A 23,957-nucleotide genomic window follows, 5' to 3' on the forward strand; every position below is an offset into this window, starting at 1 on the left:
TTTGTATGCGTAACTGGAGGCCCATGAATCACAAAATGGCATAATACCATACTTCATCACAAGCGCCGCCTATTGCGTTACGTATGCAAAAGCATCACATGTCAGAATCCATATAAACCATGCGAGAAATTATGCCTGATCGACCCCATTTGTTGTAATTTTTACAATGTTCTAACTATGCAAAACTATGCAGTTTTAGAATTGAGGCTAGTAACTATGCCAAACTATGCCATTTTTGATAGTTAAAATGATGGAAGCAATTTTGTGAATTTGGTTTTGGATTATACTAAAGAGTACAAAAAGAAAACAAAGACTTCAGCAAAACTATTTTCAAAATCTGCAAAGTTGCATGTCAATGGTGTTTCTCACAACATAAGATTTTATGAACCATATCCATTTGTTGTAAAAAAATCTGCAGGGAAAAATTTGATTGATGTTGATTCAAACAAATATACAGATTATTGGATGGGTCATTGGGCTTTGATTTTAGGACATGGTCCAAAAGATGTTAAGAAAAATTTGCAAAAGCAGATTGAAAAATCTTGGATGTATGGAACAGTAAATGAGCAGACCATTTTATTATCAGAATTAATTTCAAAAGCAGTTCCAGTAGCTGAGAAAATTCGTTATGTCACATCAGGTACTGAAGCTACAATGTATGCAGTGAGATTAGCCCGTTCAGTTTCTGGAAGAAAAGTGATTGCCAAGATTGATGGGGGATGGCACGGATATACGTCAGATTTGCTAAAGTCAGTAAACTGGCCATTTTCAGAATCTGAAAGTTCAGGTGTTGTAAATGAAGAACAGATTGTTTCAATTCCCTATAATGATTTAGAAAAGTCATTATCCATTTTGAAAAAATATTCTAAAGATTTGGCAGGGGTGATTATTGAGCCAGTTCTAGGTGGAGGAGGATGTATTCCAGCTGAACCAGATTACTTGAAAGGGATTCAAGAATTTTGTAAGAAAAATAATTCACTATTCATTTTAGATGAGATAGTAACTGGATTTCGATTTAGATATGGATGTCTCTATCCTACAATGAGACTGGATCCTGATATTGTCACATTGGGCAAAATTGTTGGGGGAGGATTATCAATTGGTGTGATGTGTGGTAAAAAGGAAATTATGGAATTTGCAGACACCACTGACAAGAAAAAATCTGAGCGAAGTTATGTTGGAGGAGGCACATTTTCAGCCAATCCAGCCTCAATGGTAACAGGGTATTCCACACTAAACCATCTCAAATCAAAAAAGTCAGTTTACTCAAAAATTAATGATTTAGGTAAATTTGCAAGAAAAGAGATAGGAAAAGCATTTGATGGGAAAGTTGCAATTACTGGAAAAGGCTCTTTGTTTATGACTCATTTCTTAAAAGATGGGATTTCAGAGATTACCAATTCTACTCAGGCAGCAAAATGTGATGGGGCATTATTGGCAAAATATCATTTCAAAATGATAGCCCATGATGGAATCTTCTTTTTGCCAGGAAAGCTTGGTGCGATATCAGACTCTCATTCAAAAGAAGATATCAAGAAAATGGTAAAGGCATCAGAAGAATTTACTTGTTAGAATCATTTGGGAAAAATTCAGATTTCCAAGATTTTAGCTTGGAAAAAATTTCCATGTATTCAGAGGATTTTACTGTGATGTGGATATGAGCATACAGTTCCCCAAATTGAGATTCAAAAATCATCCTACATTCATCTTTGAAAAATGGAACAGAGATGCCAATTTTTTTGAGATTGGAAAATTGAAAATCTTGAATTTGAATGGATTTTTCAGAAACCGTGATTTTCTTTGATTCAGGGTTTTTTGAAATGGTGTCATCTAGTTCCTGTTTTACTGAATCATTCCACAGGGGAGTATCATGTGGCCATCTGTGAACAAAGACTTTTTCTGCAAAAAAGGAAAATTCAGACAACATCAGAATTTCAGTTGCATGTTTTTATAAAATAAGTGGTTTCCAAAATCATGGAAAAGAAGAAAGAAGAAAAAGAGGCCTATGCCACAGATGACCCAACAAATGCAGATGCAAAATCTCAAGAAGACATGGCAAAAGAGGCAATCAAGAAATTCAAATCATTGAATAATTAGTAATATTTGATAGTAGAGTAAAGAGTGTAAAAAGTCATGGGATTGTTTGGAAAAAAAGAAGATCCAGAAGATTTGATGTATGATGCAATAGGCATGTTGGAAAAGAATCAGCCAAAAGCAGCAATTTCACTATTCAACAAGGTCCTAAAACAAGAACCTGAAAGTACAGAAGCGTTACTTCAAAAGGGATTGGCATTAAACTTGATAAAAAAATATCAAGATGCGATAACCTGTTTTGATAAACTCATACAAATTGATCCTAAAGATGCTCAGGCCCTTAACAACAGAGGGATATCCATGGCAGAAACTGGAAACATTCAAGGAGCTGCAGAATATTATGACAAGGCAATTGAAGCAGACCCTAAATATGCATCAGCCTATTTCAACAAAGGTGTTCTACTAGACAAACTCCAAGAACATGAAGAGGCATTACCTGTTTTAGAAAAAGCAATATCACTTGATCCTAGAAAACCAAATGCCATGATCTACAAGGGAATAGTTCTAGGCAAACTCAAAAGAAATGAAGAAGCCCTGAATTGTTTTTCAAACGTTTGTAAAAAATATCCAAATAATCTTGATGCGTTTTTCCAAAAAGGCGTTCAATTAGCAGAATTAGGTCAGCACAAAAAAGCACTAGATGTTTTTGATGAAATATCCAAAAAATTCAAAGATAATGTAAATGTAGTTTATGCAAAATCACGTAGTATGGCAGCACTTGAGAAATATCCCGAGTCATTAGAATTACTAAAAAAAGCAGTGGCAGTGAGCCCAAAAGTTATTCGAGCATGGGCAAAAGAAGAACCAATTTTTACAAAATTACACAGCAATGATCAATTTAGAAAGATTGTAAAATTATAGAATCTTTTTACGTACTGCATCTATTCTAATTATTCCAACTTTCTTTTTTGGACCAATTACTCTTGCCTCAAAGATTGGAACAAATACTTCGGTAATTTCACGCAATACAAATTCTTCAGATAATTCTCTAACATCAGTTTCAAGTGGTTTTTTTAATAGGGATTGAAGCTTGTCTAATGCAGCATCATATGTCATTTCAGGTCTTTTTACATTAGGTTCATTTTTTTGTAACAGTCTTTTTGGATAGTTCTCAACAGTTTTAGAATTAACCTTGAATGGGAATTTTATCTCTCGTCCATGATGATCAAATGCAAGTTCATCTTCTTCTTCAACAAACACATGCTCTTCTAATTTCATGTCAATCTTGTTTTTACCTCTCTTTCCAACAAATGCTCTCTCAAATCCAGATTTTGAGCGAATTTGAAATACACCATCACCAAGTTCGACTTCTTTTACGTTTGATGGAACAGAAATGGTATGAATTGCTTTTCGGTAATAATCAGCGATGTATTTTCCAGAAACCATCAAGATACATTCATAGTATAATTTGACAGAGTGAATGTGAACCTGTTCTTTTTTTGGTCTAGATAACAATGATTTGAAGGGTTTTGTTTTCTTTTCTTCTACAATTTCAGTTGCATCTTCTAATTCAATATTTTTTCTAAGGACTACAGTCTTTACATCATAGGTCTTGCTCAAAACTATACAAAGTACACAATTCTATCTATTAAACCAATTCTACTAGGAAAAGAATAATAGATTTAAGATTAATCAAAAAGTATGACTGCAAAAAAATCAGGATACATTGAAAAGTTTCTAAAAAAAGCAGACAAGGCACTTCAAGACGGAGTAAAAAGAGCAGATGAAGTACTGGAAGATGCAGTAGAATTTGGAACAATGACTGCAAAACAAGCAGCACAGGCAAGCAAAGAACTTCGCAGTCAAGCAAAAAAGGAAAGAGAACAATTGCAGAAGAGAGGAGTTAAGAAAATTACTGAAGGAATCAGTGTTGCAAAAAATGTTACATCAAGCACAGAAGACGATTTGGCAACACTTGAAAAACTAGGAAAACTCAGAAAGTCAGGGGTAATTACAGAGAAAGAATTCCAAGCAAAGAAAAAGAAAATTTTAGGACGAATATAATCATGAAAAAAACAAACATTCAAGGAACAAACGATAAAAGAAATGTAAATCCAAATTGGTTTACATCCAAAACATGGATGAAGGTGTTATCTGAAAAAATAAAGTCAAAAGATCAAGACATCTATCATGTTCATTTTGAAAAAGGTTCCAGAACTAAACTACACGCACATAATGGAAATCAAGTATTAATTGCAATAAAGGGTAAAGGTAGTTTAGAGATTTTTAGAAGATACGGAACAAGCAAAAATAATTTCAAGATAAAAAAGACACAGAAAATTACTCTTAATGAAGGAGATATCATACACATTCCAGCAAAAACACTTCACACTCATGGCTCTACAGATAAGAAAAAGACATTTTCTCATATTGCGATAAACATATTGCCAAAAAAGAATTCTGAATACAAAACAGTTTGGTGGGAATCAGATTTTAAAACTAAAGCAACCACAATAATCTAAAGATGTCACTGAGAAAAAATTCAGAAATAGAGTCAATTCAAGGAGCAGAAGGAACTAGTATCAAACAATTCTTTCATCCTCACAATACATTAGAAGGAATAGGATACAGCCTTGCACAATTCACACTAGAACCAGGAAAAAAATCAAAACTACATCAAATGAAATCATCTGAAATCTACTACATACTAGAAGGTAAAGCAAATTTGAGAATCGATGAGGAGAACATAGAGATTGGGAAAGACGATTCTGCATATGTCCCACCAAATGCCAAACAGAACATTGAAAACATTGGGGGGAAAGATTTGAGATTTTTGTGTATTGTAGAGCCAGCATGGAAAGCAGAAGATGAGATCATGCTAGAATAAACTATTCCTACGCAAAACAATATGAAATTATTTTTAAAATATGGTGAATCCCTAAAGACATAGTGAATACGTATCAGGCGCTCAAAGTATTAGACGTAGATTCCAATTCATCTCAAGAAGAGATAAAATCAGCATTTAGAAAAAAAGCATTAGAGCATCACCCAGACAAAAATAAGAACAAGAATGAAGATTTAGAATTTAAAAAAATTACAGAAGCATATGAATTTCTTAAGAAAAACCATCATCAGCGAAATGATGTTTATCATAAAACACAATCAAAGCCAAAATCTAATTTTAAAAGAAAACCATGGGGAGCACCAGATGATGAGACAATTCCAGAGCAAGACTGGGGAAAATACACAAAAGAGTTTGAAGAAGGAGATCCTGATTTTTGGAAAGAGTACGAGAAAAATTTTTGGGAAGAGTATAATGCCAGAGTTCGTCCTGACGGAAGAAATGGAGAATACGAGAAGGCAAAAGAGCCCAAAAAACAGCCTAACCTCTTTGTAGATGTAGACAAGAGTCTGTGTATTGGATGTTGCAGTTGCGAAATAATTGCTCCAGATGTTTTTGAAATTAACAAGGAAAGGATGATGAACCCAAAATCATCAGTTATTGATCCAAAAGGTGCAGGAGTAAACAAGATTATGGATGCAGCAATGACCTGCCCTACAAAGGCAATAATTGTAGAAGATATTGATACAAAAGAACGAATGTATCCTTACTAAAATCAGATTTTCAATTTCTCATAAAGTTCATCTAATTCAGATTCAGGTAATTTCAAGGCACCATCAAACATACTGTGTATTGCAGATGCAGAATCAGCAGAAGATCTTGGAACCAAATGAACATGTACATGAGGTACTTCTTGTCCTGCTTCTTTTCCATTATGAACTGCAACAAGGGTTGCACCAGTTACAGAATCAACTTTTGAAATCATCTTATGAACAAGAGAAAACAAGTCAGTATTTTCTTCATTTGACATATCTTGAATTTTTTGATGATGGTTCTTTGGAATTACCAAAACATGTCCTTTTGCTAGAGGGAATGCATCAAGAAAGGAAATTGATGTAGTGGTTTCCCCGAGAATTTTACATGGAATCTCCTTTGCAATGATTTTACAAAAGATACAATCCATAGTATTTCATATTTTTTTTAATATTAAATCATTAATCATGGTTCAGTAATTGTTGCCCATGCCAAACCTTCACCATACGTAATATTCACCACATCACCAGGTTCTAAGGTGCAATCTTCAATAGTTTTAGGAATATTATCACTTGTTTCAACATAACATATTCCATTATCATTGCTCAAAATTTCAACATCTTCAGAAATGTCTTCTCGAATTAAATTCCAAAATGGGAAAACTATAGTAGATAATACTAATCCTGCCACTACAAAAGCGCCTCCAAAAACTAATCCAGCCTTTTGACTTGAACTAAGTTCCATCCTACCAGGTACCGCCATCGCCGGCATTAGGATCTAACTTCTTTGCAGGAACGTTTCCATGTGCCTTTTTCATATGTCTTTTCAGACGTTCAGGATCATGTAGTTCTGTGCCACAAGTATCACATTTGGTTTTACTTTCATCGTCTTTGTTACGTTTGAACAAACCCATATTTTCTTAAAATTTTGAAATACATTATAAAGGATACGTGATTTTTGGAGAAACATGACGATAAAAAATATCACAGTTTTGGGTTCTGGTGTAATGGGACACGGAATTGCTCAAGTTTCAGCCACAGCAGGATACAATATTGTTCTTAGAGATATCAAACAAGAATTTTTGGATAAAGCCATGGAGAAGATAAGATGGAGTTTAGATAAACTAGTTTCAAAAGAAAAAATTTCAAAAGAAGAAGGGGATGCAATTTTTGGTAGAATTAAACCAGTTGTAGATTTGAAAGAAGCAGTAAAAGATGCAGAAATGGTAATTGAGGTAGTTCCAGAGATTATGGACTTGAAGAAAAAAGTCTATGCAGAACTTGATGAAGCAGCAGCACCAGAAGTAATCTTTGCATCAAACACAAGCACATTACCAATTACAGAGATTGCAAACACAACATCAAGACCAGACAAGTTCATTGGAATTCATTTCTTTAATCCTCCACAACTAATGAAACTAGTAGAAGTAATTCCAGGTGAAAAAACATCTCAAGAGATTACTGATTTAACTAAAGATTATGTAAAGTCTGTTAACAAACAAGCAGTTCTATGTAGAAAAGATGTTCCAGGTTTTATTATCAATAGATTGTTCATTCCAATGGTTCATGAAGCATGTTTTGTTAAAGATAGAACAGATGCAACTCTTGAAGAGATTGATTCAGCAGTCAAATTCAAACTAGGATTTCCTATGGGTATCTTTGAACTGGCAGACTTTACAGGTATGGATGTTATTCACAAAGCAACAGTTGAGATGCATCTAAGAGACAAAAAAGTAATCAATCCACATCCGCTAGTTGAAAAAATGTTTGATGAGAAAAAGCTAGGACAAAAATCTGGGGAAGGTTATTACAAATATTCTGATGACAAATATGAAAGAGTAACATTATCTGAAGAGTTAGCAAAGAAATGCAATCCAATTCAACTTGTAGCAAATATTCTAAACAACGCAGCATGGCTTGTAACTAATGGAGCAAGTGATATTGAAGAAATTGAAAAAGCAGCTCAATTAGGACTAGGATTAAAAAAACCTCTATTTGAGACTGCAAAAGAAATAGGAATCAAAAATATCGTAGATGAATTAAACAAACTTGCCGAAGAGCATGGAGAATTCTACAAACCAGACCCATTACTGGTATCAATGCAGTAAATCAACTAATTCCCAAATGCTCTTTGATTTTACTGACATCTTCTCCAATCATTGAAATTTGGCTGCTTAGTGCCCAAACAGAGTTTCGGGATTGGATATTTTGATTATTCAGATATTTTACCAATGTCATTGTGAATTCAGAGTTGTTTGTTTTCTCTAAATAAGAAATGATTTCATCAATCATTTGAGGAGGCAACCCTTTGTCTAATTTGTCAATAAGTTGTTTGCATTCTTCATCATTCTGAATTGGCATGTATAATGTACACTCTTTTGATTAAAGAATATTATGCCGAGATTAATTCTAGGATTTTTTTGATTGCTTCTTGAGGAGTATCAACACCAACTATCTTGACATTTTCTCGATGATCAAGATATCTATCAATAAATGGATCAACTGAACTATCCAAATTTTTTATTGCAACCATGGGTTTTTTGTGCATGTATGCAGCACATGTTTCAGACAAAGTTCCAGAACCACCACCTACAATTACAACACCATCAGCAGACAATGCATTGAGAAAATCACGAGCCAGCCCCATGCCAGTTGGAATTACAATGTCACAATACTCATTTGCTTCAGAGGGTTCATTTTGAGGAATTATTCCAATAGTCAAACCATTTGCATCTTTTGCGCCATGAGCAGCAGCAGTCATTACACCGCCCAATCCACCACAAATCAACACAGAGTCAGATTTTGCAATCTCTGATCCAACTTCATAAGCAATTTTTTCATGTTCAGGCAAACATCCCTTGGTATTATGACCAATTACTAGGATCTGTCTTTTCTTAACCATACTCCAGAATAGAAAATTGGCTTGAAATATCTTCCGAGAGAAAAGGATATTAGTAAAAAATACTGTTGCTATTCATGGAAAGACGTTCAATGCCAGTATGTTTTACTGAAAAACAATACAAAATGATCGAAGAATATGCTAAGAGAAACGGTATGCTCAATGCAAGCCAAGCTCTTGAAAAAATTCTAAGCGAATAAACGCTTTTTTGTTATTTTTATTTTGTTTACATTTATAGAATAAGCTGTATGAGGTAAATTTGAAATGGGATTATTTAGTAAAAAACCATCATTTTGTACTATTTGCAATAAGGAGTTAGCTCACAAACATAAACCGAAAAGAGAATGGAATGTCAAAGGTCCACTTTGCGGAGATTGCCATTTTGAAAAACAAAAAGAGTACTATGAAGGAAAAGTAAGACAACCATGTGTAGAGTGTGGTAAAACTCAAAAAATTACAGATTTGTGGGAGCCAAGATGGCAATGGGATATGGAAGGACTACTTTGCAAACCATGTTTTGATAAAAAAGAAGAATCTCATGGAAAAAAGAAAAATTTCTGTTCACTATGTGGCGGCAAGATGGGACTAATCAGATACAATCCAAAGGGAAAATGGAAGATTGACGGTCAGTTATGCAGAAAATGTTGGGATGAGAAAAAAGCAGAGTTAGGATAACAGTTGGGTTTTTTTAAAAAGATCAAATGCGATATTTGCAATAGTAAGTTTTCAAAACAAGAAGAATTGATGAATCACAAACAGATTGTTCATGGAAAAGATTTACAATATGATTGCAAAGAATGTGACAAATATTTTTCAAACATGGAAGATATGAGAACGCATTTACAAAGAGAACACAGTTACAAGAAAGACAGATAACTAAATTGCTTTAACTGTTTTAACTACTGGAGGTCTTACTTTGGTAAATACTCTGAATCCACAAATACATTTGATTTCAGGTAGTCTAGATAGTTCAGTGTTTGAGACCATTGTTCCACATCTGAGGCAAGAATAATTTACATCAAATGTTTCAACAGGTGTTTCTTCTACTTCATCAAAGTTTTCTTCAGCCATGTTTATCATCAAAATTTCTGTAATTTAGAGATTATGTTAATGAGAGTTCAATGTATACGTCATCAGGTATCTTTAGTCTCATTAATTGTCTAATTGCTTTATCATCAGCATTGATGTTGATAATTCTTCTATGCATTTTCATCTCCCATTTTTCATAGGTTTCAGTTCCACTACCACATGGAGATTTTCTAGTAGCGACATGTAGTCTTTTTACAGGAAGTGGAGTTGGACCCTTTACCTTAACACCAGTTTTTTTACCGATACCCATGATTTCCCCACATACTCCGTCTAACTTTGGTAGACTGGTTGATGTGAGTTTTACACGGGCGGTTTGGGTCATAAAAAATCCGCCTATGGTTTGTACTCTTCGGTAATTTCCTTAACGATTCCTGCTGCGATAGTTGCACCCATATCTCTAAGGGCGAATCTACCCATCTCAGGGAAATCTTGGAATGTTTCAATACAAGTTGGTCTTACCGGTCTAATTTTTACAATTGCGGAGTCACCAACTTTGAGGAATTTTGGATTTTCTTCCTCAACGGCACCAGATGCTGGGTTGATCTTTTGCAAGAACTCAGTAACTGTTGCTGCAACTTGTGCAGTGTGTGCGTGCATAACTGGAGTATAACCAGGTGCGATTGCTGTTGGGTGATGAATTACAATAATTTGTGCTTTGAATTCTTTTGCAACATTTGGTGGAGCGTCAGGACTTCCGAGAACATCTCCTCTTTTGATATCTTTCTTTTCAACACCTCTAAGGTTGAAACCAATGTTATCACCTGCTTCTGCAGATGGCATCTCTGTGTGGTGAGTTTCAATAGATTTGATTTCACCAGGAGCGCCTGAAGGCATTACAACAATTTTGTCTCCTGCTTTCATAACTCCTGTTTCAACTCTACCTACAGGTACTGTTCCTACACCAGTAATGGTGTAAACGTCTTGAATTGGAACACGTAGTGGTTTACCAGTTGGTTTTTCAGATACTGTAAAGTCATCAAATGCTTCAAGTAGTGTTTTACCAGAATACCAAGGCATGTTCTCAGATTTTTTAACCAAGTTGTCGCCTTTCCATCCAGAAACTGGAATGAATGGTACGTTTTCTAGTTTGTAACCTACAGATTTAACTAATTTTTCGCCTTTTTCTTTGGCTGTTTTGAAGGCTTCTTCAGAATAGTTACTATCGTCCATCTTGTTGATTGCAACAATTAGTTGGCCTACACCTAAAGTTTTAAGCAAGAATGCGTGTTCTCTTGCTTGACCACCTGCAGCAATTGCAGTATCGGTTTCACCTTCTTTTGCGGATAGTACTAGAATGGCGGCATCTGCTTCAGAAGCGCCAGTAATCATGTTTTTAATAAAGTCCCTGTGACCAGGAGCGTCAATCAAAGTAAAGAAGTACTTTGGAGACTCAAACTTTTGGAATGCAAGATCGATTGTAATACCTCTCTCTCTTTCATCCTTAATGTTATCCATAACCCATGCATACTTGAAAGTATCACCTTTTCCGGTCTTTTCGGATTCAGATGCATGTGATGCAATAGTTCTTTCATCTACAACTCCAAGATCCATCAAAAAATGACCCATAGTAGTTGATTTTCCATTATCAATATGTCCTGTAACAATCAGGTTCAAGTGTGGTTTATCTGCCATGTAAAATGCGTATCTGAGGGCATTTATTACTGTTATGAATTTTTGAAAAAAAATCTAAAATTTTTCAATTAATTTCAGATCAGATGGTTTTGCTAAAAGCACATAAATCAAGGGGATCAAAATGTAAAATATGAAAATTACAGTTTCAGTTATCAAAGCCGATGTTGGCGGTGTCGGAGGGCACACAAAACCTAGTGACGGATTACTAGACGCAATTAGAAATACCGTTAAAAATTCAGCAGATTTGCTTATCGATTATTACATAGGATATTGTGGAGACGACACTCATATCGTAATGTCTCATACACATGGAGTAGACAATCAACAAATTCACAAATTAGCATGGGATGCTTTCATGGCAGGAACTCAAGTTGCAAAAGACGAAGGATTGTATGGTGCAGGACAAGACTTGCTCAAAGATTCATTTTCTGGAAACGTAAAAGGAATGGGGCCAGGAGTTGCAGAGATGGAGTTCGAGGAAAGACCAAACGAAGCATTCACAGTATTTGCAGCTGATAAAACAGAACCAGGAGCATTCAACTATCCAATCTACAGAATGTTTGTAGATGCTCTAAGTAACACAGGATTAATTGTAAACAAGAATCTTGCAGAGGGGGTAAAAATCAACATCATGGATGTTGAAAAAGCTCAAATTGCAGAATTAGAATTATGGCAAGACAAGCCAACAATTGAAGCTGCATTAATGTATCCAGGAAGATATGTTGTAGATTCAGTTACAACAAAAGATGGAGAGCCAATTCTTGCAGCATCAACTGATAGATTACACAACATTGCAGGAACATATGTTGGAAAAGACGATCCAATTTGTCTTGTCAGAACACAAAAGAAGTTCCCTGCAACTGAAGAGGTAGGAAGTGTCTTTAACAATCCACACTTTGTTGCAGGAAATACAAGAGGAAGCCACAACATGCCATTAATGCCTGTAAAACTAAACTCTGCAGCTACAATCAACTTTTGTATTCCAATAGTTGAAGCACTCGTATTTAGTATGCACAATGGAAAGTTTACTGGACCATTTGATGGATTCTCAACCCCAGATTGGGATCTAATCAGAGAGAGAGCAACAGAAAAAGCCATGGCAATTAGAAGTCAAGGATTTATCCATCCAGCAACACTTGTTCCATCAGAACTAGAATATGCAGAAGGATATAGAGCAAGAATGGATGTTCTTGAAAGTAAGATGAAACCAATGGAAGGAACTACATCCAGTGGCGACAGAAAAGAGAATTATGAAGATCCAGACTAGTCATTTCAAAATCTGCAAATCATAAGAAATAGTTAAATCAAAAAAGACCTTACCAAATTCAGACAGAAATGAATTTTCAAAAGATTTTTGATTGGAAGACTTACATTTTCACAGCAATAGCAGTAATCTCATTTTCAAATTTTATGGCAGTATTATTTGGCCAAACTATACCAGGAGTGATCTTAGACTTTTTCAAAGTTGCAGGAGAATATGTTGTATTAGGAGCAGTTTTTGTATTTGCACTTGCATGGTTGCTCAAAGCAAAACCTCACAATCGCCCAAAACAGTATTCAGTGGTAGTCTTTGACGTATATGGAAAAAAGAGCCAGATTGATGGATTAAGAACAGAATTCAAGACACATGATGTTGCATGGAGTTTTATGAAGCAGTACAAAAAATCTTATCCACTATACAACTTTGCACTCGTATCAGATCTTCCAAAGTCAGACAAACCAACAATTTTCAGATACATCTAGATTCAATTTTTATTCAACATTACACAAGGAAATAGAATGGAGTTTTCCATCTTAGCTGATTCATTTAACAAAATGGAATCAACTAGAAAAAGACTAGAGTTAACACAATACTTGGTAGAACTGTTTGAAAAAACCCCACAAGAAGTAATTTCAAAGATAGTCTACCTATTACAAGGAAAACTTAGACCAGATTTTGAAGGAGTGGAGTTAGGAGTTGCAGAAAAACTTGCAATGAGAGCAATCTCAAAGTCATCAGGGATTCCAATTAAAAAAATCGAAGAAGAATACAGAAAAGGAGGAGATCTAGGACATGCTGCAACTATAATATTAGAACAAAAAACTCAGACAACGTTTCTTGTAGAAGACATTACAGTTGAACGAGTCTATGAAACACTGTTCAAAATCGCAAAATTAGAAGGGAACAGATCACAGGACATGAAAATGAAATACATTTCCAGTTTGCTTAATGATGCAAGTCCATTAGAGGCAAGTTTTATTCTAAAAATATTACTAGGAACGCTACGACTAGGAATTGCAGAAAACACAGTAATGGATGCATTGGCAATAGCATTTTCAGGTAACAAAGAAAACAGAAAAGTTTTGGAGCATGCATACAATGTTTCTAGTGATTTGGGAAAAGTTGCAGAGGTTTTAGCAACTCAAAGATTAGAAGGAGTTGAAAAATTCAAAATAATTTTGTTTAATCCAATTAGACCAATGCTTGCAGACAGAGTAAAGAGTGAACAAGAAGCAATTGAGAAAATGGGAAATGAATTTGCAGCAGAATACAAACTAGATGGAGAAAGGGTACAACTACACATTGAAGGAGACAAAGTAGTTTTGTTTTCAAGAAGTTTAGAAAATATTTCAAGTTATTATCCAGACATAATTGAAAAAATTCCAAAAGCCATTCAGGCTGAAAACATAGTACTAGAAGCAGAAGCAGTTGCAATCAATGAAAACACGGGGGAGTTTTTACCATTTCAAGAGTTAATGCATAGAAGAAGAAAATACAAAATAGAAAAAGCAGTTACACAATATCCGATAACAGTTAATCTGTTTGATATTTTGTATTGTAATGGAAAAAGTTGTTTGGAATTAGACTATAAAGAAAGAAGAGAAAAGATGGAAAAAGTGGTAAAAGAAGATGATTTTGTAAAGCACATACCAATGACAATAGTAAAAAATGAAAATGATATTGAAGACTTTTTTGAAAACAGTATCAACGCAGGAAGTGAGGGACTGATGTTAAAGATGTTAGATAGACCATATCAAGCAGGTTCGAGAGGAAGTCATTGGCTCAAACTCAAAAGAGAATATCAGAATGAACTTGGAGACAGTTTGGATCTTGTAGTAATAGGAGGATTCTTTGGAAAAGGAAGAAGAACAGGAAATTATGGAACCCTACTTTTAGCAACATATGAAGAAGATGAAGATACATTCACAAGTATTTGTAAAGTAGGAACAGGTTTTTCAGATGAAGACCTGGATCAATTGTATCAAATTCTAAATCCCAAAGTAACAATCAAGAAGAATCCACGTATTGATAGTGAAATGGAAGCAGATGTTTGGTTTGAACCAGAATTAGTAATCGAAGTGGTTGCATCTGAAATTACACTTAGTCCAATTCACAAAGCAGCTAGAGACAAAGTCAGAAAAGATGCAGGACTAGCATTAAGATTTCCAAAATTTACAGGAAAGATAAGAGCCGAGAAGATGGCAGAGGATGCATCCACAAATGAAGAAGTGATCACACTATACCAAGGTCAGAAGAAAGTAGCACATGACAAAAGTCTCATGTAATCATGCTCAAAAAATATCAAAAGTCATAGAGGATTTAAATTACCATTGGATTTGGTAGATTTTGTTATGTATAGCGGAGAGCTTGAGGTTCAAGCAAAAAGAAAGGCTATAGCAGTTTTACAAGACGAAATCAATAGAATCCTAAATGCATCCAGAGAACTAGCAACACTTCCTGAACTAATGATGAAAAAAGACAAGACAGGAATCAAAAACACATTAGAACAGATTTCTACAATTGAAGAAGAAGTAGAAAACCTAAGAAGAAAAATTACACGTGAAGTTGCAGATGTTGGAGGTTTGATCATGAACAGAGAAAATCTTCTAAACACAGCATATACAATGGATGAGATCGCAGGTTACATTACAGGAATTTCATTCAAACTTTCAAATGTAAAACCAGCTACACTCAAAAGTGCAAAGTTAGACAAAGACTTAACAAAACTAATTGAATTGGTTGTAGATGAAGTCTACAAACTAAATGAAATTATTCGAAGTCTTAACACAAACACTGCTAATGCAATTGAATTAGCACAAGAAACACAAACAATTGAAAGAGAAATCGACATCAAGTACAGACAAGCAACAATAAAACTCCTAACAGAAGTCACCAATACCAAAGAATTAATGTTAATGAAAGACGTGATTGAGGGAATCGAAGAGATGGCAGATAAATGCCAGAGAGTATCAGATTCTTTCATTTTGTTAGCATTGAGCCTATAAACAAATCACAACTCACTTTTACTTTATTTTCTATTTTAAGAAACATCTAAAATCTAATGAATTCATATACACTAAAGTTTTTGAAAAATCATGAAAGGTGAATTAATTGAAAACAGAGTAATTGTTTGGAATATTGAAGACTCTCGTAAACTTTTCAGTAGTGGATACTATGGAAAGCCCATAGGCATACCAAAACCAAAAATTGAAGAAATTGATGCACCTCTTGTTTTAGATTTAATTGAATCATTGTATCTGCTTGAAAATAAAAAAATTACAATCTCAAAATCAAAACAGAAAGTTACAGTTGAACAAATGACAGGGATTTGTAAAAAAGAACATCATGATTTTGATAAAAAATATCTAGTCTACAAAAATTTCAGAGACAAAGGATACATTATCAACCCAGGAATAAAATTTGGTTGCGACTTTGCAGTTTATGAGAAAGGTCCAGGAATAGACCATGCACCATTTTTGATTCAGGTATACAATAGAAATGAACCAATAACATCAACAGGAATTGTACTTGCAGGAAGACTTGCAACTTCAGTAAAAAAACAATTCATCTTGGCAATTCCTAAAGGTAAAGATAATGTAGACTTTTTAGCTTTAGATTGGTGGAAGGCCTAAATTGATTTTATGTGACCAGCTATACGGTCATAAATGTCAAAAAGATCTTTTGTAATTCCAAATGCTAAATGATTATCCCATTTACTACGAATTCTTACTGCATTCTCTGTTGGTTCCACATAGATTGTTGCATCTTTAACAGACTGTTTTGCAATCATCTCATTTAGTTCAGAATCTTGATTTAATTTTTCGGCAAGAGAGCCAGGGCCATTCCAACTTACACTTTCAACGGTTTTGGATGCAAAATGACCTCTAGTTTGAAGTTGTGTTTTTGCAACAAAATTACTAACGCCTCTACCAGTTTCTTTTCTTACAATAAAGTGTGCCTGATATCGGTCTAGTGCACCCCAAGGTAGTGGATTTGGATCTTGCATTTTTATCCCTTTTGAATAATTTGAATTACGTCAATGTTAGAGTTCTTGACATCAAGACATCCTCTATTTGTTATCATTCTTGCTGTATGAGCAAAATATCTACTGTAATAATCACCTTGTTCAACATCATCGGTTCCAATCTCTTTGGATTCAGAATCCACACCGATCTCCTTTAACATACTACTAAATTTCTCAGGCCATGTCTGATAGACAAATGTGTCTGACTCTGTATCATGCATTAAAAATCATGAATCATACCCACAAATAAAGATATCAAGAAAAATTTTCTAGAGATCAATCCAATTAAATATTACAAAGGATTTGAGATTTTATCTTGCTAAAATTCCAAGACAAAGTCGCACTGGTTACAGGCAGTGGAACAGGTATTGGAAAAGCCATTGCAACAAAATTTGTAGAAAATGGTGCAAGTGTGATTATTCTTGGTAGAAGAAAAGAACCACTACAAGAGGCTGCAACAGAACTTGAAGGAAAAATCCCACAAGGAGTAAATGCAACAGTCAAAATTTTTGCAGGAGTTGATGTTGCAGACGAAACAGCAATGAATGAAATGTTTAGCACACTAAAAAACGAAGGAGTAAATGTAGATTACATAATTAACAATGCAGGAGTATCAGGTCCTGTAACATGTTTTGCAAACTCACCATTAGATGAATTCAAAAGTACAATAGGAATTCATTTAACTGGAACATTTTGGGGCTCAGTTCAGGCACTAAAAGTAATGAAAGAAGGCGGAAAAATAATTACAATTTCAACATTCTTTACTGAAGAAAGACCATTAGAGCAGAGACCTTATAGATTCAGAAGTCCATATACTGCATCACAGGGTGCAAAGAACAGATTAGCTGAAGCAATGTCATGGGAGTTAACTGACAAAGGAATAATTTCAATTGCAACAAATCCAGGTCCAGTTCATTCAGATAGAATTTACAAGACAGTATATCCAAAAGCAGCAGCAGAATTTATGAGAGTAAGTGGCTTTGAAGACTTGACACCAGTTGAAGTCGAGGAAGCAAAAGATGATTTGTTAGAATGCATACAAGCAGATGGCGTAGATAAAGAAGGAATTGCAAAGACTGCAGAAAAATTAGCAAACGGAAGAGATGTTGCAAAACTAACAGAGATATTTACAAATTTATTAACAAAAATTCAAACTATTGCAGAAAAAGTTCAAAACAACACATCACATATGATTGCAAATAGAGAATTTCTGTCACAATCACAAGTTGCAGAATCAGTTCTCAACTTGTGTGATGATGAAATTGCAAAGATTCTCAATGGTAAAGTCATTCCAGGAGACAGAGTATTTTATCCAGTAAAACCACACATCGGAACTACAACTCCAGGAGTTCATCAACCAGACTTTACAGGAAAAGCAATAGTCTTTACTATTGATGGAACAGACAAAGCAGATGCAGAAAGAATAGAATTTTTGGCAGGACATGTTGAGAAAAATGGTGGCAAAGTTGCATGTTTCATTTCACAATCAACACCTCAAGAAATTCAAGACTCCATTAGTGGAAAGTTCCATTCTCATGTTGTTGACATCAAAAATCCTGAAGAGGTAGAAAGATGGTTAAATACTGCCAAGACTAACATCGGAGAAATTCTAGCAGTCGTTCACGTTACAGGAAAACTACCAGAGGTAGGAAATCTAACTGAATTAACCAGAGCAGGATGGGAAGAATTAGTTGCAAAATTCATCTCAACTCCAGCAACTGTTGCACAAAGAGCATTAGAGCAATTTGTCCCAGGTGGAGGAAAAGATCCAAGACTCTTCAAAGATACAACAGGTTCTATCATGATAATTGGTCCAGATTTACCAGTAGGAAGAAAAGTTACTGGAACACAAAGAGCACAAGTTGAAGTGTTCAGAGGAGCATTAAGACCATTTACAACTACAGTTAATCAAGAATTAAGTGATGTTCTAAAATCAAAAATCAGAATGTTCACTGTTTTCCCAGGTTCCGTAACAGGCATAGAGCCAGACAACCAAAAAATTGCAGACGCATTTAATTTCCTAGTATCAGAAAATGCATCTTCTTCATCAGAAGTAACTTTCTGTGTTGATGAATCAAGATAGGAATGAAAAAATTTTCAGAGTTTAGAGTAGGAGATGTATTTCATTCTACATGTAGTATTTCAGAAAAAGAATTAGAAGAATATCTGAATTTTTCAAGAATAAGAAACGCATTCTTGGAAGATAAACAAAGTGGAGAACAAATTGTTTCAGGGCGAGCAATATTATCAAGAATGGAAGGGGAATTTACAAGACTGAGTCAAATTTATGGAAATCATATTATTTTTCTTGGAACAGATGGAGACCCAGAATGGAAGAATAGAAACACACGATTTCTAAAACCATTATACACTGATCAAGTATTGAAATTAAAATTTACAATATCACAGACAGAAGACATGGATGATGAATTTGGAAAAATTGTAGTAGATTATGAAGGGACGGATAATGAAGGAGAAACAATAGTACTTTCTAAAAGAAACATCTACAGAATTAAGAAAGAACCGCCAAGATAAAACAATCTTTGAAACACGCAGCGTATGCAAATCACCATATTCGTTTAAATACTCTTAACTTAAGTACATCGTAAGGTATGAAGATTTTACATATTGATGATAATGAAACTTTCACAGAAGTTATGTCAAGTTTACTAGAACTACACGACCACATATGTGAGGTCTCAAATGATGGTAAAGAAGCACTACAAATGACTCTAACAAACAACTATGATGCAATAATTTTAGATTTAGATATGCCAGAATTTACGGGATATGATTACATCAACGAGTTAGAAAAGATAGGAATTATTTCATCGCAGAACATCATTGTCTTGACAGGATTATTACCTTCTGAAGAAGATGTGCAAGGAATGGTAAAGAAAGGTGTGAAAGTATGTATCGAAAAACCAATTTCGATTGAAAAACTAAATGCAATACTTGCATCATTTCTAATCAAACCTTCTACCAATTAGAAACATGAAGCTTTTTTACAAAAATGCAATTATTCTTAGTGTATTAAATATTGCAATAGTACTTGTTCTTGCAGGAGTTGTGTTTGAAAGTATCAAAAACGATAAAGTAGAAAATATTTTATCTGAAAAACAATTTGAAGTAGACTTCAAATCAACAGATGTTAGAGAAGTGATTCGTTCAAACATAGAACAAACAAAATTACTATCAATAATGCCAGAGATTCAAGGAATTGTCAAATTCACAGATTACAGTAGTTCAGGAAGCTTTCAATTTGATCAAGGATTTTGGTCAGAGTTATTAGAAGAAAAATTTACAGAAATTATACAAAACAATCCAAAAATTCATCAAATTCAAATTTTTGATTTTAGTGGAAATGAATTAGTACATATCATTTCAGATTCACAGGGAATAAGTGTAGAAGAAAATCAAAAACTAAGACACTCAATGGAACAAGGTACACTTCAAAAAGTAACAAAATTGCAAAATAATGAAGTAACAGTATCAAGTATATCACTTAACATATTAGATAATAAAATTGAGACACCTCACAGACCAGTTCAAGAGATAACTACACCAGTTTTTCTCAGTAATGGAGAACAGTTAGGATTTTTAAAAATCACTTATGACATGCAGAGTTTTTTGTATGAACTCAGTCAAAGTGCTAGTGGAAAAACGATAATCATAGACAATGACGGGTACTTCATTTATCATCCAGATAAATCAAAGACTTTTGGTAAGGAATTAGGCACACAAATCAACTATTTTACAGAACAGCCAGAGTTGGAGGAGAATGTGGAAAAAATGGATAGCAAATTCCACTATGACGAACAGGAGAAAGAATATCGAATATGGGACAAAATATTTTTTGATAAAAACGACACATCAAGATTCTGGGTATTGCTATCAGTAACTACAGAAAATGAGTTGTTTTTGTCAGTTGAACAGTTACGAACAGATGTACAACTAATCATGATTCCTTTTTTGGTTGGGACAATCATTACAACCATAATAATTTCTAGACACATGTCAAAACCAATAGAGATGTTAACTGAAAAAATTCTCAAAGTGAAAAAAGGAGAAACAGTAACATTAACCAACACAAAAGGGAATAATGAGATTTCACAGTTAGCTAATGCGTTTAACTTGATGACAAAATCGTTAAACCAATCACAACACACGTTAAAAGATTATGAACAGGCAATGAAAAAAAATCTTGCAGATGCCAAGAAATTTTACAATCAAATAGACCAATCTACTGCAATATCAAAATTTGACATTAATGGAAACTTGACATATGTTAATGAAAAATTCTGCATAATGACAAAATATGCTAAAGAAGAGTTAATTGGACAAAATCAAAAAATTCTAAGATCAGGATATCATGATGAAAGGTTTTATCGCGAAATGTGGAAAACCATTCTATCAGGAAAAGTCTGGACAGGAAATTTAAAAAATAAAGCAAAAGATGGTTCGTATTTTTGGGAAAAAAAGATTATAATTCCAGATGAGGACTCTGAAAATGAGATTACTGGATTTTTAGCAATTCAAATTGACATACAAGATCTAATGGAAAAAAATTCAAAAGACTGGGTATGAGAATTAAGGTGTAGGCTCCACAGTTTTGACAACAGTACAGACACCATCAATTAGTTTAGTGCCAGTACCACAGAAACCATATACTTTTTGTGGTTTTCCGGTATCATGAAAATCAACTGCGTGTTCTATTGAAGAGTATTCGGAGTAATTGTCATCAAACCATTTCTGGAATTTTTGATCAATGTTGTAACGTGCAACATAGTAGTATGGATCCATTGTGTCATCTACAAAGTCAGCAGGAGTTTCTGGAGGTTCTTCCATTCCAACTGCTTGGTAAATTGAATCATACTCTGAATAATTGTCATCAAACCATTTCTTGTAGCTTGGCTCATCATTGTATCGGTCAACATAACTTTGAGGATCTGCAGATTCGTCAACAAAGGAAGCCAATCCTAATTCAGTAGGGTCTGTCTTTACAGGTTCAGTATCTACAGGTTCAGATGGAGTTTCAGATACAGGATCTGAAACGGATGAGTCATTTACTTTGACTTCTAATGTCTGAGAATCAAATAATCCATTTTTCCTAACTTCAACTACAATATCGTATGTCTTACCACCATCAGAAGATGAAGGAGTCCATGCAAATGCACCAGTGTTTGAAATTATTTTTGCACCAGATGGAGCATTCTTTAAACTAAATACAGGATCTTTGATGGTGTTATCAGTTAGTTTCACTGTAAATGACAATAATTGTTCTTCATTAATTGTCAATTTGCCAAGAGGACTGATTTCAAGCCCAGTAATCTTTGCAGTTGCGGATGATTCATTTGAAGGGTCACTAGTGCCTATAGAATTAATTGCAGAAACTCTATAGGAATATTTTGAGCCTTCTGCAAGTCCTGAATGAAGGTATGTCGTTGAAGAATCTTGTGTTTCTTCAACTATGGTACCAAAAGAGCCATTGTCTTTTTTGGATTCAATTTTGTATCCAGTGATTTTGGAATTACCATCATCAACAGGTATACTCCATGTAAGATTTATCGAAGTAGGAGAGTTAGTTGATGCAGATAGTTTTATGGGAGGTGAAGGAATAGTCATTTCTACCAATGTTGAAACCAATGGGTCCTCAGTTGTATCAGTAGAATCAGTTCTAGGTGTTGCAGATGCAGAGTTGGATTCTCCTGTTTGTCCAAATCCAATGTTTGCAGAAACTGCATATGTGTAAGTTTTGTCAGTTGCCAAATTAGAAACAACATATGTCAAAGTCTTCCCATTAGTACTTCCGACATCATCATACACATTAGGAGTGATTTCACGTTTTACAGTGTATCCACTAATTGTTTGTTGAAATGTTTCAGATGGAGGCATCCATGAAAGTTTTATTTGACTAGGAGCAATTGCAGTTGCAGTTAATGCCACGGGGGTAGTTGTAGCTTCAGGTTTTACTGAAGTAATTGATGATGCAATACTAGTACCTACAGAATTAATAGAATAAACACGGTAACTGTAAGTTTCACCTTCAGATAATCCATTATGTACAAATGAAGTTACAGTACTAGAAGTGTCAGGAGTAATTGTTACATAGCTTTCAGAACCTGTTTTGTATTCAATCTTGTATCCAGTAACTTTTGGAATGGTTTCAGATTGTTCAGGCTCATCCCAGGTGAGAATAATTGATGTTGGAGATACAGGAGAGGCATCAGGATTTGCGGGTTTCCCAGGAGTTTGTACAGCAGGTTCAGAAGATAGTTCAAAGACTTGAATTCGGTCATTTTTAGAATCTGCAACGTATAGCAAATCATTTGAAGTATCCAAGGCAATTCCAAGAGGAGAATCAAATTGACCATCAGCAGTTCCTGTAGAACCAAATTCATCTACAAAACACACACCATCTACAATCTCTTCAGTGCCACTAGGGCAGGTAGTACCATCAACAATCTCAAAAATTTGAATTCTATCATTGTCTGAATCTGAAACATATAACAAATCATTTTCAGAATCAAATGCCAAGCCAGATGGGTCATCAAACTCACCTTCATCATCTCCAGAAGAACCAAACTCTTTGACATAGCATATTCCATCTACTGATTCTATTGTATCACTAGGACATGTAGTTCCATCAACAATCTCAAAAACAACTATCCTATCATTTCCAGAATCTAAAACATACAATAGTTCATTAGAATTATCAATAATCATTTCACTAGGGTTTGTAAAATCATCATTTCCATTAAAAGACTCAAAATCAAATAGAAAATTTCCTGTGGAACCAAAAACAGAGATAGAATCGTTTTCGGTGTTTGAGACAAATATTTTTCTGGAAGAATCTTGAATCACTACACCTTGTGCACCACCAAGGTATTCATCATCACCACTATCAGATGAGCCAAACTTGAACTCGAATTCTCCATCATCATCAAAGACTTGGATTCGTTCGTTTTCAGAATCAACAACAAAGAATTTTCCTAATGCATCCATTGCAATGTAGAGGGGAGAGTTAAACTGCCCATCTCCGTCTTCTTCTGCACCATCAGCATTATCGTTACAGTCCTGAATTTGTGCCACGTTACAAAAAGTACCATACATAAAATCAGCATCACCGTCATCATCAAATACGTTTATTCGGTCATTGTTGTTATCTACAACATAAATTTCTCGTCCATTACTTTTCACTACAACATCAGTGGGGGTATCCAATTCATCATCATCAGAACCAAGAGTTCCAAACTTGGATGAAAACTCTACATCAGCATACGCAGTTGGAACTATTGCAACAATCCCAATCAAAATTACGCTTAAAACAAGATTTTTTTCCAATTTGATGAGAGTTTGCACGTATTTTTAATAAATTAAAAGAAAAAAATCATCGTTCTTTTGATCAATTAGATTAACCCACT

Annotated in this window: 33 protein-coding genes; 20 read left to right on the top strand and 13 right to left on the bottom strand. The window is 34.5% G+C overall.

Features of this window, described 5'->3' with window-relative positions; all coding sequences use genetic code 11:
- Positions 1 to 270 precede the first annotated feature (270 nt).
- Entirely contained in the window at positions 271 to 1,572 is a 1,302-nt protein-coding gene (locus tag ACQY2P_RS03860; RefSeq protein WP_428327267.1) for an aspartate aminotransferase family protein, read from the top strand.
- On the opposite strand, the gene ACQY2P_RS03865 is transcribed toward ACQY2P_RS03860, so the two are convergent.
- Positions 1,562 to 1,927 (bottom strand): hypothetical protein, encoded by a 366-nt coding sequence (locus tag ACQY2P_RS03865; protein WP_428327083.1) that lies wholly within the window; start codon positions 1,925 to 1,927, stop codon positions 1,562 to 1,564. The genes ACQY2P_RS03860 and ACQY2P_RS03865 overlap by 11 nt on opposite strands.
- 47 nt (positions 1,928 to 1,974) lie before the next feature.
- On the opposite strand from ACQY2P_RS03865, the gene ACQY2P_RS03870 reads away from it, so the two are divergent.
- Both ACQY2P_RS03870 and ACQY2P_RS03875 read left to right on the top strand, forming a co-directional pair.
- The gene (locus ACQY2P_RS03870; protein WP_428327084.1) at positions 1,975 to 2,097 is read left to right on the top strand and encodes a hypothetical protein; all 123 of its coding nucleotides are present in this window, start codon (positions 1,975 to 1,977) and stop codon (positions 2,095 to 2,097) included.
- 36 nt (positions 2,098 to 2,133) lie between these two features.
- A complete protein-coding gene (locus ACQY2P_RS03875; RefSeq protein ID WP_428327085.1) occupies positions 2,134 to 2,955 on the top strand; it encodes a tetratricopeptide repeat protein in 822 nt (273 codons plus the stop codon).
- Here ACQY2P_RS03875 and ACQY2P_RS03880 read toward each other — a convergent pair.
- Positions 2,950 to 3,654, bottom strand: coding sequence for a hypothetical protein (locus tag ACQY2P_RS03880; RefSeq protein WP_428327086.1), 705 nt, complete (start codon positions 3,652 to 3,654; stop codon positions 2,950 to 2,952). The two genes, ACQY2P_RS03875 and ACQY2P_RS03880, sit on opposite strands and share 6 nt — an antisense overlap.
- Before the next feature lie 81 nt (positions 3,655 to 3,735).
- Between ACQY2P_RS03880 and ACQY2P_RS03885 the strand changes: the two genes are divergently transcribed.
- The 4 genes from ACQY2P_RS03885 (at position 3,736) to ACQY2P_RS03900 (ending at position 5,649) form a co-directional block, all read left to right on the top strand.
- Positions 3,736 to 4,098 carry an SHOCT domain-containing protein gene (locus ACQY2P_RS03885; protein WP_428327087.1) on the top strand — a complete coding sequence of 121 codons (363 nt, stop codon included), beginning with the start codon at positions 3,736 to 3,738 and terminating at the stop codon, positions 4,096 to 4,098.
- A 2-nt stretch (positions 4,099 to 4,100) separates the two neighbouring features.
- Positions 4,101 to 4,556, top strand: a complete 456-nt coding sequence (locus ACQY2P_RS03890; protein ID WP_428327088.1) for a cupin domain-containing protein — start codon at positions 4,101 to 4,103, stop codon at positions 4,554 to 4,556.
- Between the two features lie 2 nt (positions 4,557 to 4,558).
- Positions 4,559 to 4,921: a cupin domain-containing protein gene (locus tag ACQY2P_RS03895; protein ID WP_428327089.1), complete on the top strand. Its 363-nt coding sequence runs from the start codon at positions 4,559 to 4,561 to the stop codon at positions 4,919 to 4,921.
- A gap of 62 nt (positions 4,922 to 4,983) precedes the next feature.
- Positions 4,984 to 5,649, top strand: coding sequence for a DnaJ domain-containing protein (locus ACQY2P_RS03900; RefSeq protein ID WP_428327090.1), 666 nt, complete (start codon positions 4,984 to 4,986; stop codon positions 5,647 to 5,649).
- 2 nt (positions 5,650 to 5,651) lie between these two features.
- On the opposite strand, the gene ACQY2P_RS03905 is transcribed toward ACQY2P_RS03900, so the two are convergent.
- Genes ACQY2P_RS03905 through ACQY2P_RS03915 form a run of 3 tightly spaced genes read right to left on the bottom strand, consistent with a single transcriptional unit; the run spans position 5,652 to position 6,542 of the window.
- Positions 5,652 to 6,059 (bottom strand): HIT family protein, encoded by a 408-nt coding sequence (locus ACQY2P_RS03905; protein WP_428327091.1) that lies wholly within the window; start codon positions 6,057 to 6,059, stop codon positions 5,652 to 5,654.
- A gap of 35 nt (positions 6,060 to 6,094) precedes the next feature.
- The gene (locus ACQY2P_RS03910) at positions 6,095 to 6,373 is read right to left on the bottom strand and encodes a hypothetical protein (protein ID WP_428327092.1); all 279 of its coding nucleotides are present in this window, start codon (positions 6,371 to 6,373) and stop codon (positions 6,095 to 6,097) included.
- A 1-nt stretch (position 6,374) separates the two neighbouring features.
- Positions 6,375 to 6,542: a hypothetical protein gene (locus ACQY2P_RS03915; protein WP_428324017.1), complete on the bottom strand. Its 168-nt coding sequence runs from the start codon at positions 6,540 to 6,542 to the stop codon at positions 6,375 to 6,377.
- Positions 6,543 to 6,596: 54 nt separating this feature from the next.
- Between ACQY2P_RS03915 and ACQY2P_RS03920 the strand changes: the two genes are divergently transcribed.
- Entirely contained in the window at positions 6,597 to 7,736 is a 1,140-nt protein-coding gene (locus ACQY2P_RS03920; protein ID WP_428327093.1) for a 3-hydroxyacyl-CoA dehydrogenase NAD-binding domain-containing protein, read from the top strand.
- Position 7,737: 1 nt separating this feature from the next.
- On the opposite strand, the gene ACQY2P_RS03925 is transcribed toward ACQY2P_RS03920, so the two are convergent.
- Positions 7,738 to 7,989 (bottom strand): hypothetical protein, encoded by a 252-nt coding sequence (locus tag ACQY2P_RS03925; RefSeq protein ID WP_428327094.1) that lies wholly within the window; start codon positions 7,987 to 7,989, stop codon positions 7,738 to 7,740.
- Positions 7,990 to 8,020: 31 nt separating this feature from the next.
- On the bottom strand, positions 8,021 to 8,530 hold the full coding sequence (locus ACQY2P_RS03930) for a TIGR00725 family protein (protein ID WP_428327095.1): 510 nt from the start codon (positions 8,528 to 8,530) through the stop codon (positions 8,021 to 8,023).
- 74 nt (positions 8,531 to 8,604) lie between these two features.
- Here ACQY2P_RS03930 and ACQY2P_RS03935 point away from each other — a divergent pair, with 74 nt between their 5' ends.
- The 3 genes from ACQY2P_RS03935 (at position 8,605) to ACQY2P_RS03945 (ending at position 9,403) form a co-directional block, all read left to right on the top strand.
- Positions 8,605 to 8,727: a hypothetical protein gene (locus ACQY2P_RS03935; RefSeq protein ID WP_255430769.1), complete on the top strand. Its 123-nt coding sequence runs from the start codon at positions 8,605 to 8,607 to the stop codon at positions 8,725 to 8,727.
- A 64-nt stretch (positions 8,728 to 8,791) separates the two neighbouring features.
- A complete protein-coding gene (locus tag ACQY2P_RS03940) occupies positions 8,792 to 9,202 on the top strand; it encodes a hypothetical protein (RefSeq protein ID WP_428327096.1) in 411 nt (136 codons plus the stop codon).
- A gap of 3 nt (positions 9,203 to 9,205) precedes the next feature.
- Positions 9,206 to 9,403 carry a C2H2-type zinc finger protein gene (locus ACQY2P_RS03945; RefSeq protein WP_428327097.1) on the top strand — a complete coding sequence of 66 codons (198 nt, stop codon included), beginning with the start codon at positions 9,206 to 9,208 and terminating at the stop codon, positions 9,401 to 9,403.
- Here the strand turns inward: ACQY2P_RS03945 and ACQY2P_RS03950 are convergent, their stop codons facing one another.
- The 3 genes from ACQY2P_RS03950 to tuf are packed head-to-tail and all read right to left on the bottom strand — an operon-like array spanning position 9,404 to position 11,248.
- A complete protein-coding gene (locus ACQY2P_RS03950) occupies positions 9,404 to 9,607 on the bottom strand; it encodes an RNA polymerase Rbp10 (RefSeq protein ID WP_012215415.1) in 204 nt (67 codons plus the stop codon). It abuts the gene before it with no gap.
- A gap of 22 nt (positions 9,608 to 9,629) precedes the next feature.
- Positions 9,630 to 9,938, bottom strand: coding sequence for a 30S ribosomal protein S10 (gene rpsJ, locus ACQY2P_RS03955; protein WP_008299200.1), 309 nt, complete (start codon positions 9,936 to 9,938; stop codon positions 9,630 to 9,632).
- 11 nt (positions 9,939 to 9,949) lie between these two features.
- Entirely contained in the window at positions 9,950 to 11,248 is a 1,299-nt protein-coding gene (gene tuf / locus ACQY2P_RS03960) for a translation elongation factor EF-1 subunit alpha (protein ID WP_428327098.1), read from the bottom strand.
- Positions 11,249 to 11,378: 130 nt separating this feature from the next.
- Here tuf and fbp point away from each other — a divergent pair, with 130 nt between their 5' ends.
- From fbp to endA, 5 genes are all read left to right on the top strand, one after another.
- Positions 11,379 to 12,515, top strand: a complete 1,137-nt coding sequence (fbp, locus tag ACQY2P_RS03965) for a fructose-1,6-bisphosphate aldolase/phosphatase (protein ID WP_428327099.1) — start codon at positions 11,379 to 11,381, stop codon at positions 12,513 to 12,515.
- A gap of 68 nt (positions 12,516 to 12,583) precedes the next feature.
- Positions 12,584 to 12,991, top strand: a complete 408-nt coding sequence (locus ACQY2P_RS03970) for a hypothetical protein (RefSeq protein WP_428327100.1) — start codon at positions 12,584 to 12,586, stop codon at positions 12,989 to 12,991.
- A 36-nt stretch (positions 12,992 to 13,027) separates the two neighbouring features.
- Positions 13,028 to 14,794, top strand: a complete 1,767-nt coding sequence (locus ACQY2P_RS03975; RefSeq protein WP_428327101.1) for an ATP-dependent DNA ligase — start codon at positions 13,028 to 13,030, stop codon at positions 14,792 to 14,794.
- A 66-nt stretch (positions 14,795 to 14,860) separates the two neighbouring features.
- Complete coding sequence (locus ACQY2P_RS03980) at positions 14,861 to 15,514, top strand: DUF47 domain-containing protein (RefSeq protein WP_141978176.1); 654 nt, start codon at positions 14,861 to 14,863, stop codon at positions 15,512 to 15,514.
- 90 nt (positions 15,515 to 15,604) lie between these two features.
- Positions 15,605 to 16,141, top strand: a complete 537-nt coding sequence (gene endA, locus ACQY2P_RS03985) for a tRNA-intron lyase (protein ID WP_428327102.1) — start codon at positions 15,605 to 15,607, stop codon at positions 16,139 to 16,141.
- Here endA and ACQY2P_RS03990 read toward each other — a convergent pair.
- Both ACQY2P_RS03990 and ACQY2P_RS03995 read right to left on the bottom strand, forming a co-directional pair.
- Positions 16,138 to 16,515: a hypothetical protein gene (locus tag ACQY2P_RS03990; protein WP_428327103.1), complete on the bottom strand. Its 378-nt coding sequence runs from the start codon at positions 16,513 to 16,515 to the stop codon at positions 16,138 to 16,140. The two genes, endA and ACQY2P_RS03990, sit on opposite strands and share 4 nt — an antisense overlap.
- Positions 16,516 to 16,517: 2 nt before the next feature.
- Positions 16,518 to 16,754: a hypothetical protein gene (locus tag ACQY2P_RS03995; RefSeq protein ID WP_428327104.1), complete on the bottom strand. Its 237-nt coding sequence runs from the start codon at positions 16,752 to 16,754 to the stop codon at positions 16,518 to 16,520.
- Positions 16,755 to 16,849: 95 nt separating this feature from the next.
- Here ACQY2P_RS03995 and ACQY2P_RS04000 point away from each other — a divergent pair, with 95 nt between their 5' ends.
- From ACQY2P_RS04000 to ACQY2P_RS04015, 4 genes are all read left to right on the top strand, one after another.
- Positions 16,850 to 18,616: an SDR family NAD(P)-dependent oxidoreductase gene (locus tag ACQY2P_RS04000; protein WP_428327105.1), complete on the top strand. Its 1,767-nt coding sequence runs from the start codon at positions 16,850 to 16,852 to the stop codon at positions 18,614 to 18,616.
- A gap of 2 nt (positions 18,617 to 18,618) precedes the next feature.
- The gene (locus ACQY2P_RS04005; protein WP_428327106.1) at positions 18,619 to 19,068 is read left to right on the top strand and encodes a hypothetical protein; all 450 of its coding nucleotides are present in this window, start codon (positions 18,619 to 18,621) and stop codon (positions 19,066 to 19,068) included.
- Between the two features lie 77 nt (positions 19,069 to 19,145).
- Positions 19,146 to 19,523 (top strand): response regulator, encoded by a 378-nt coding sequence (locus ACQY2P_RS04010; RefSeq protein WP_428327107.1) that lies wholly within the window; start codon positions 19,146 to 19,148, stop codon positions 19,521 to 19,523.
- Between the two features lie 4 nt (positions 19,524 to 19,527).
- Positions 19,528 to 21,120: a PAS domain S-box protein gene (locus tag ACQY2P_RS04015; RefSeq protein ID WP_428327108.1), complete on the top strand. Its 1,593-nt coding sequence runs from the start codon at positions 19,528 to 19,530 to the stop codon at positions 21,118 to 21,120.
- Between the two features lie 3 nt (positions 21,121 to 21,123).
- Here the strand turns inward: ACQY2P_RS04015 and ACQY2P_RS04020 are convergent, their stop codons facing one another.
- Complete coding sequence (locus tag ACQY2P_RS04020) at positions 21,124 to 23,877, bottom strand: fibronectin type III domain-containing protein (protein ID WP_428327109.1); 2,754 nt, start codon at positions 23,875 to 23,877, stop codon at positions 21,124 to 21,126.
- Positions 23,878 to 23,957 lie beyond the last annotated feature (80 nt).

This window comes from Candidatus Nitrosopumilus sp., from assembly GCF_965262695.1.
Classification (GTDB): Archaea; Thermoproteota; Nitrososphaeria; order Nitrososphaerales; family Nitrosopumilaceae; genus Nitrosopumilus.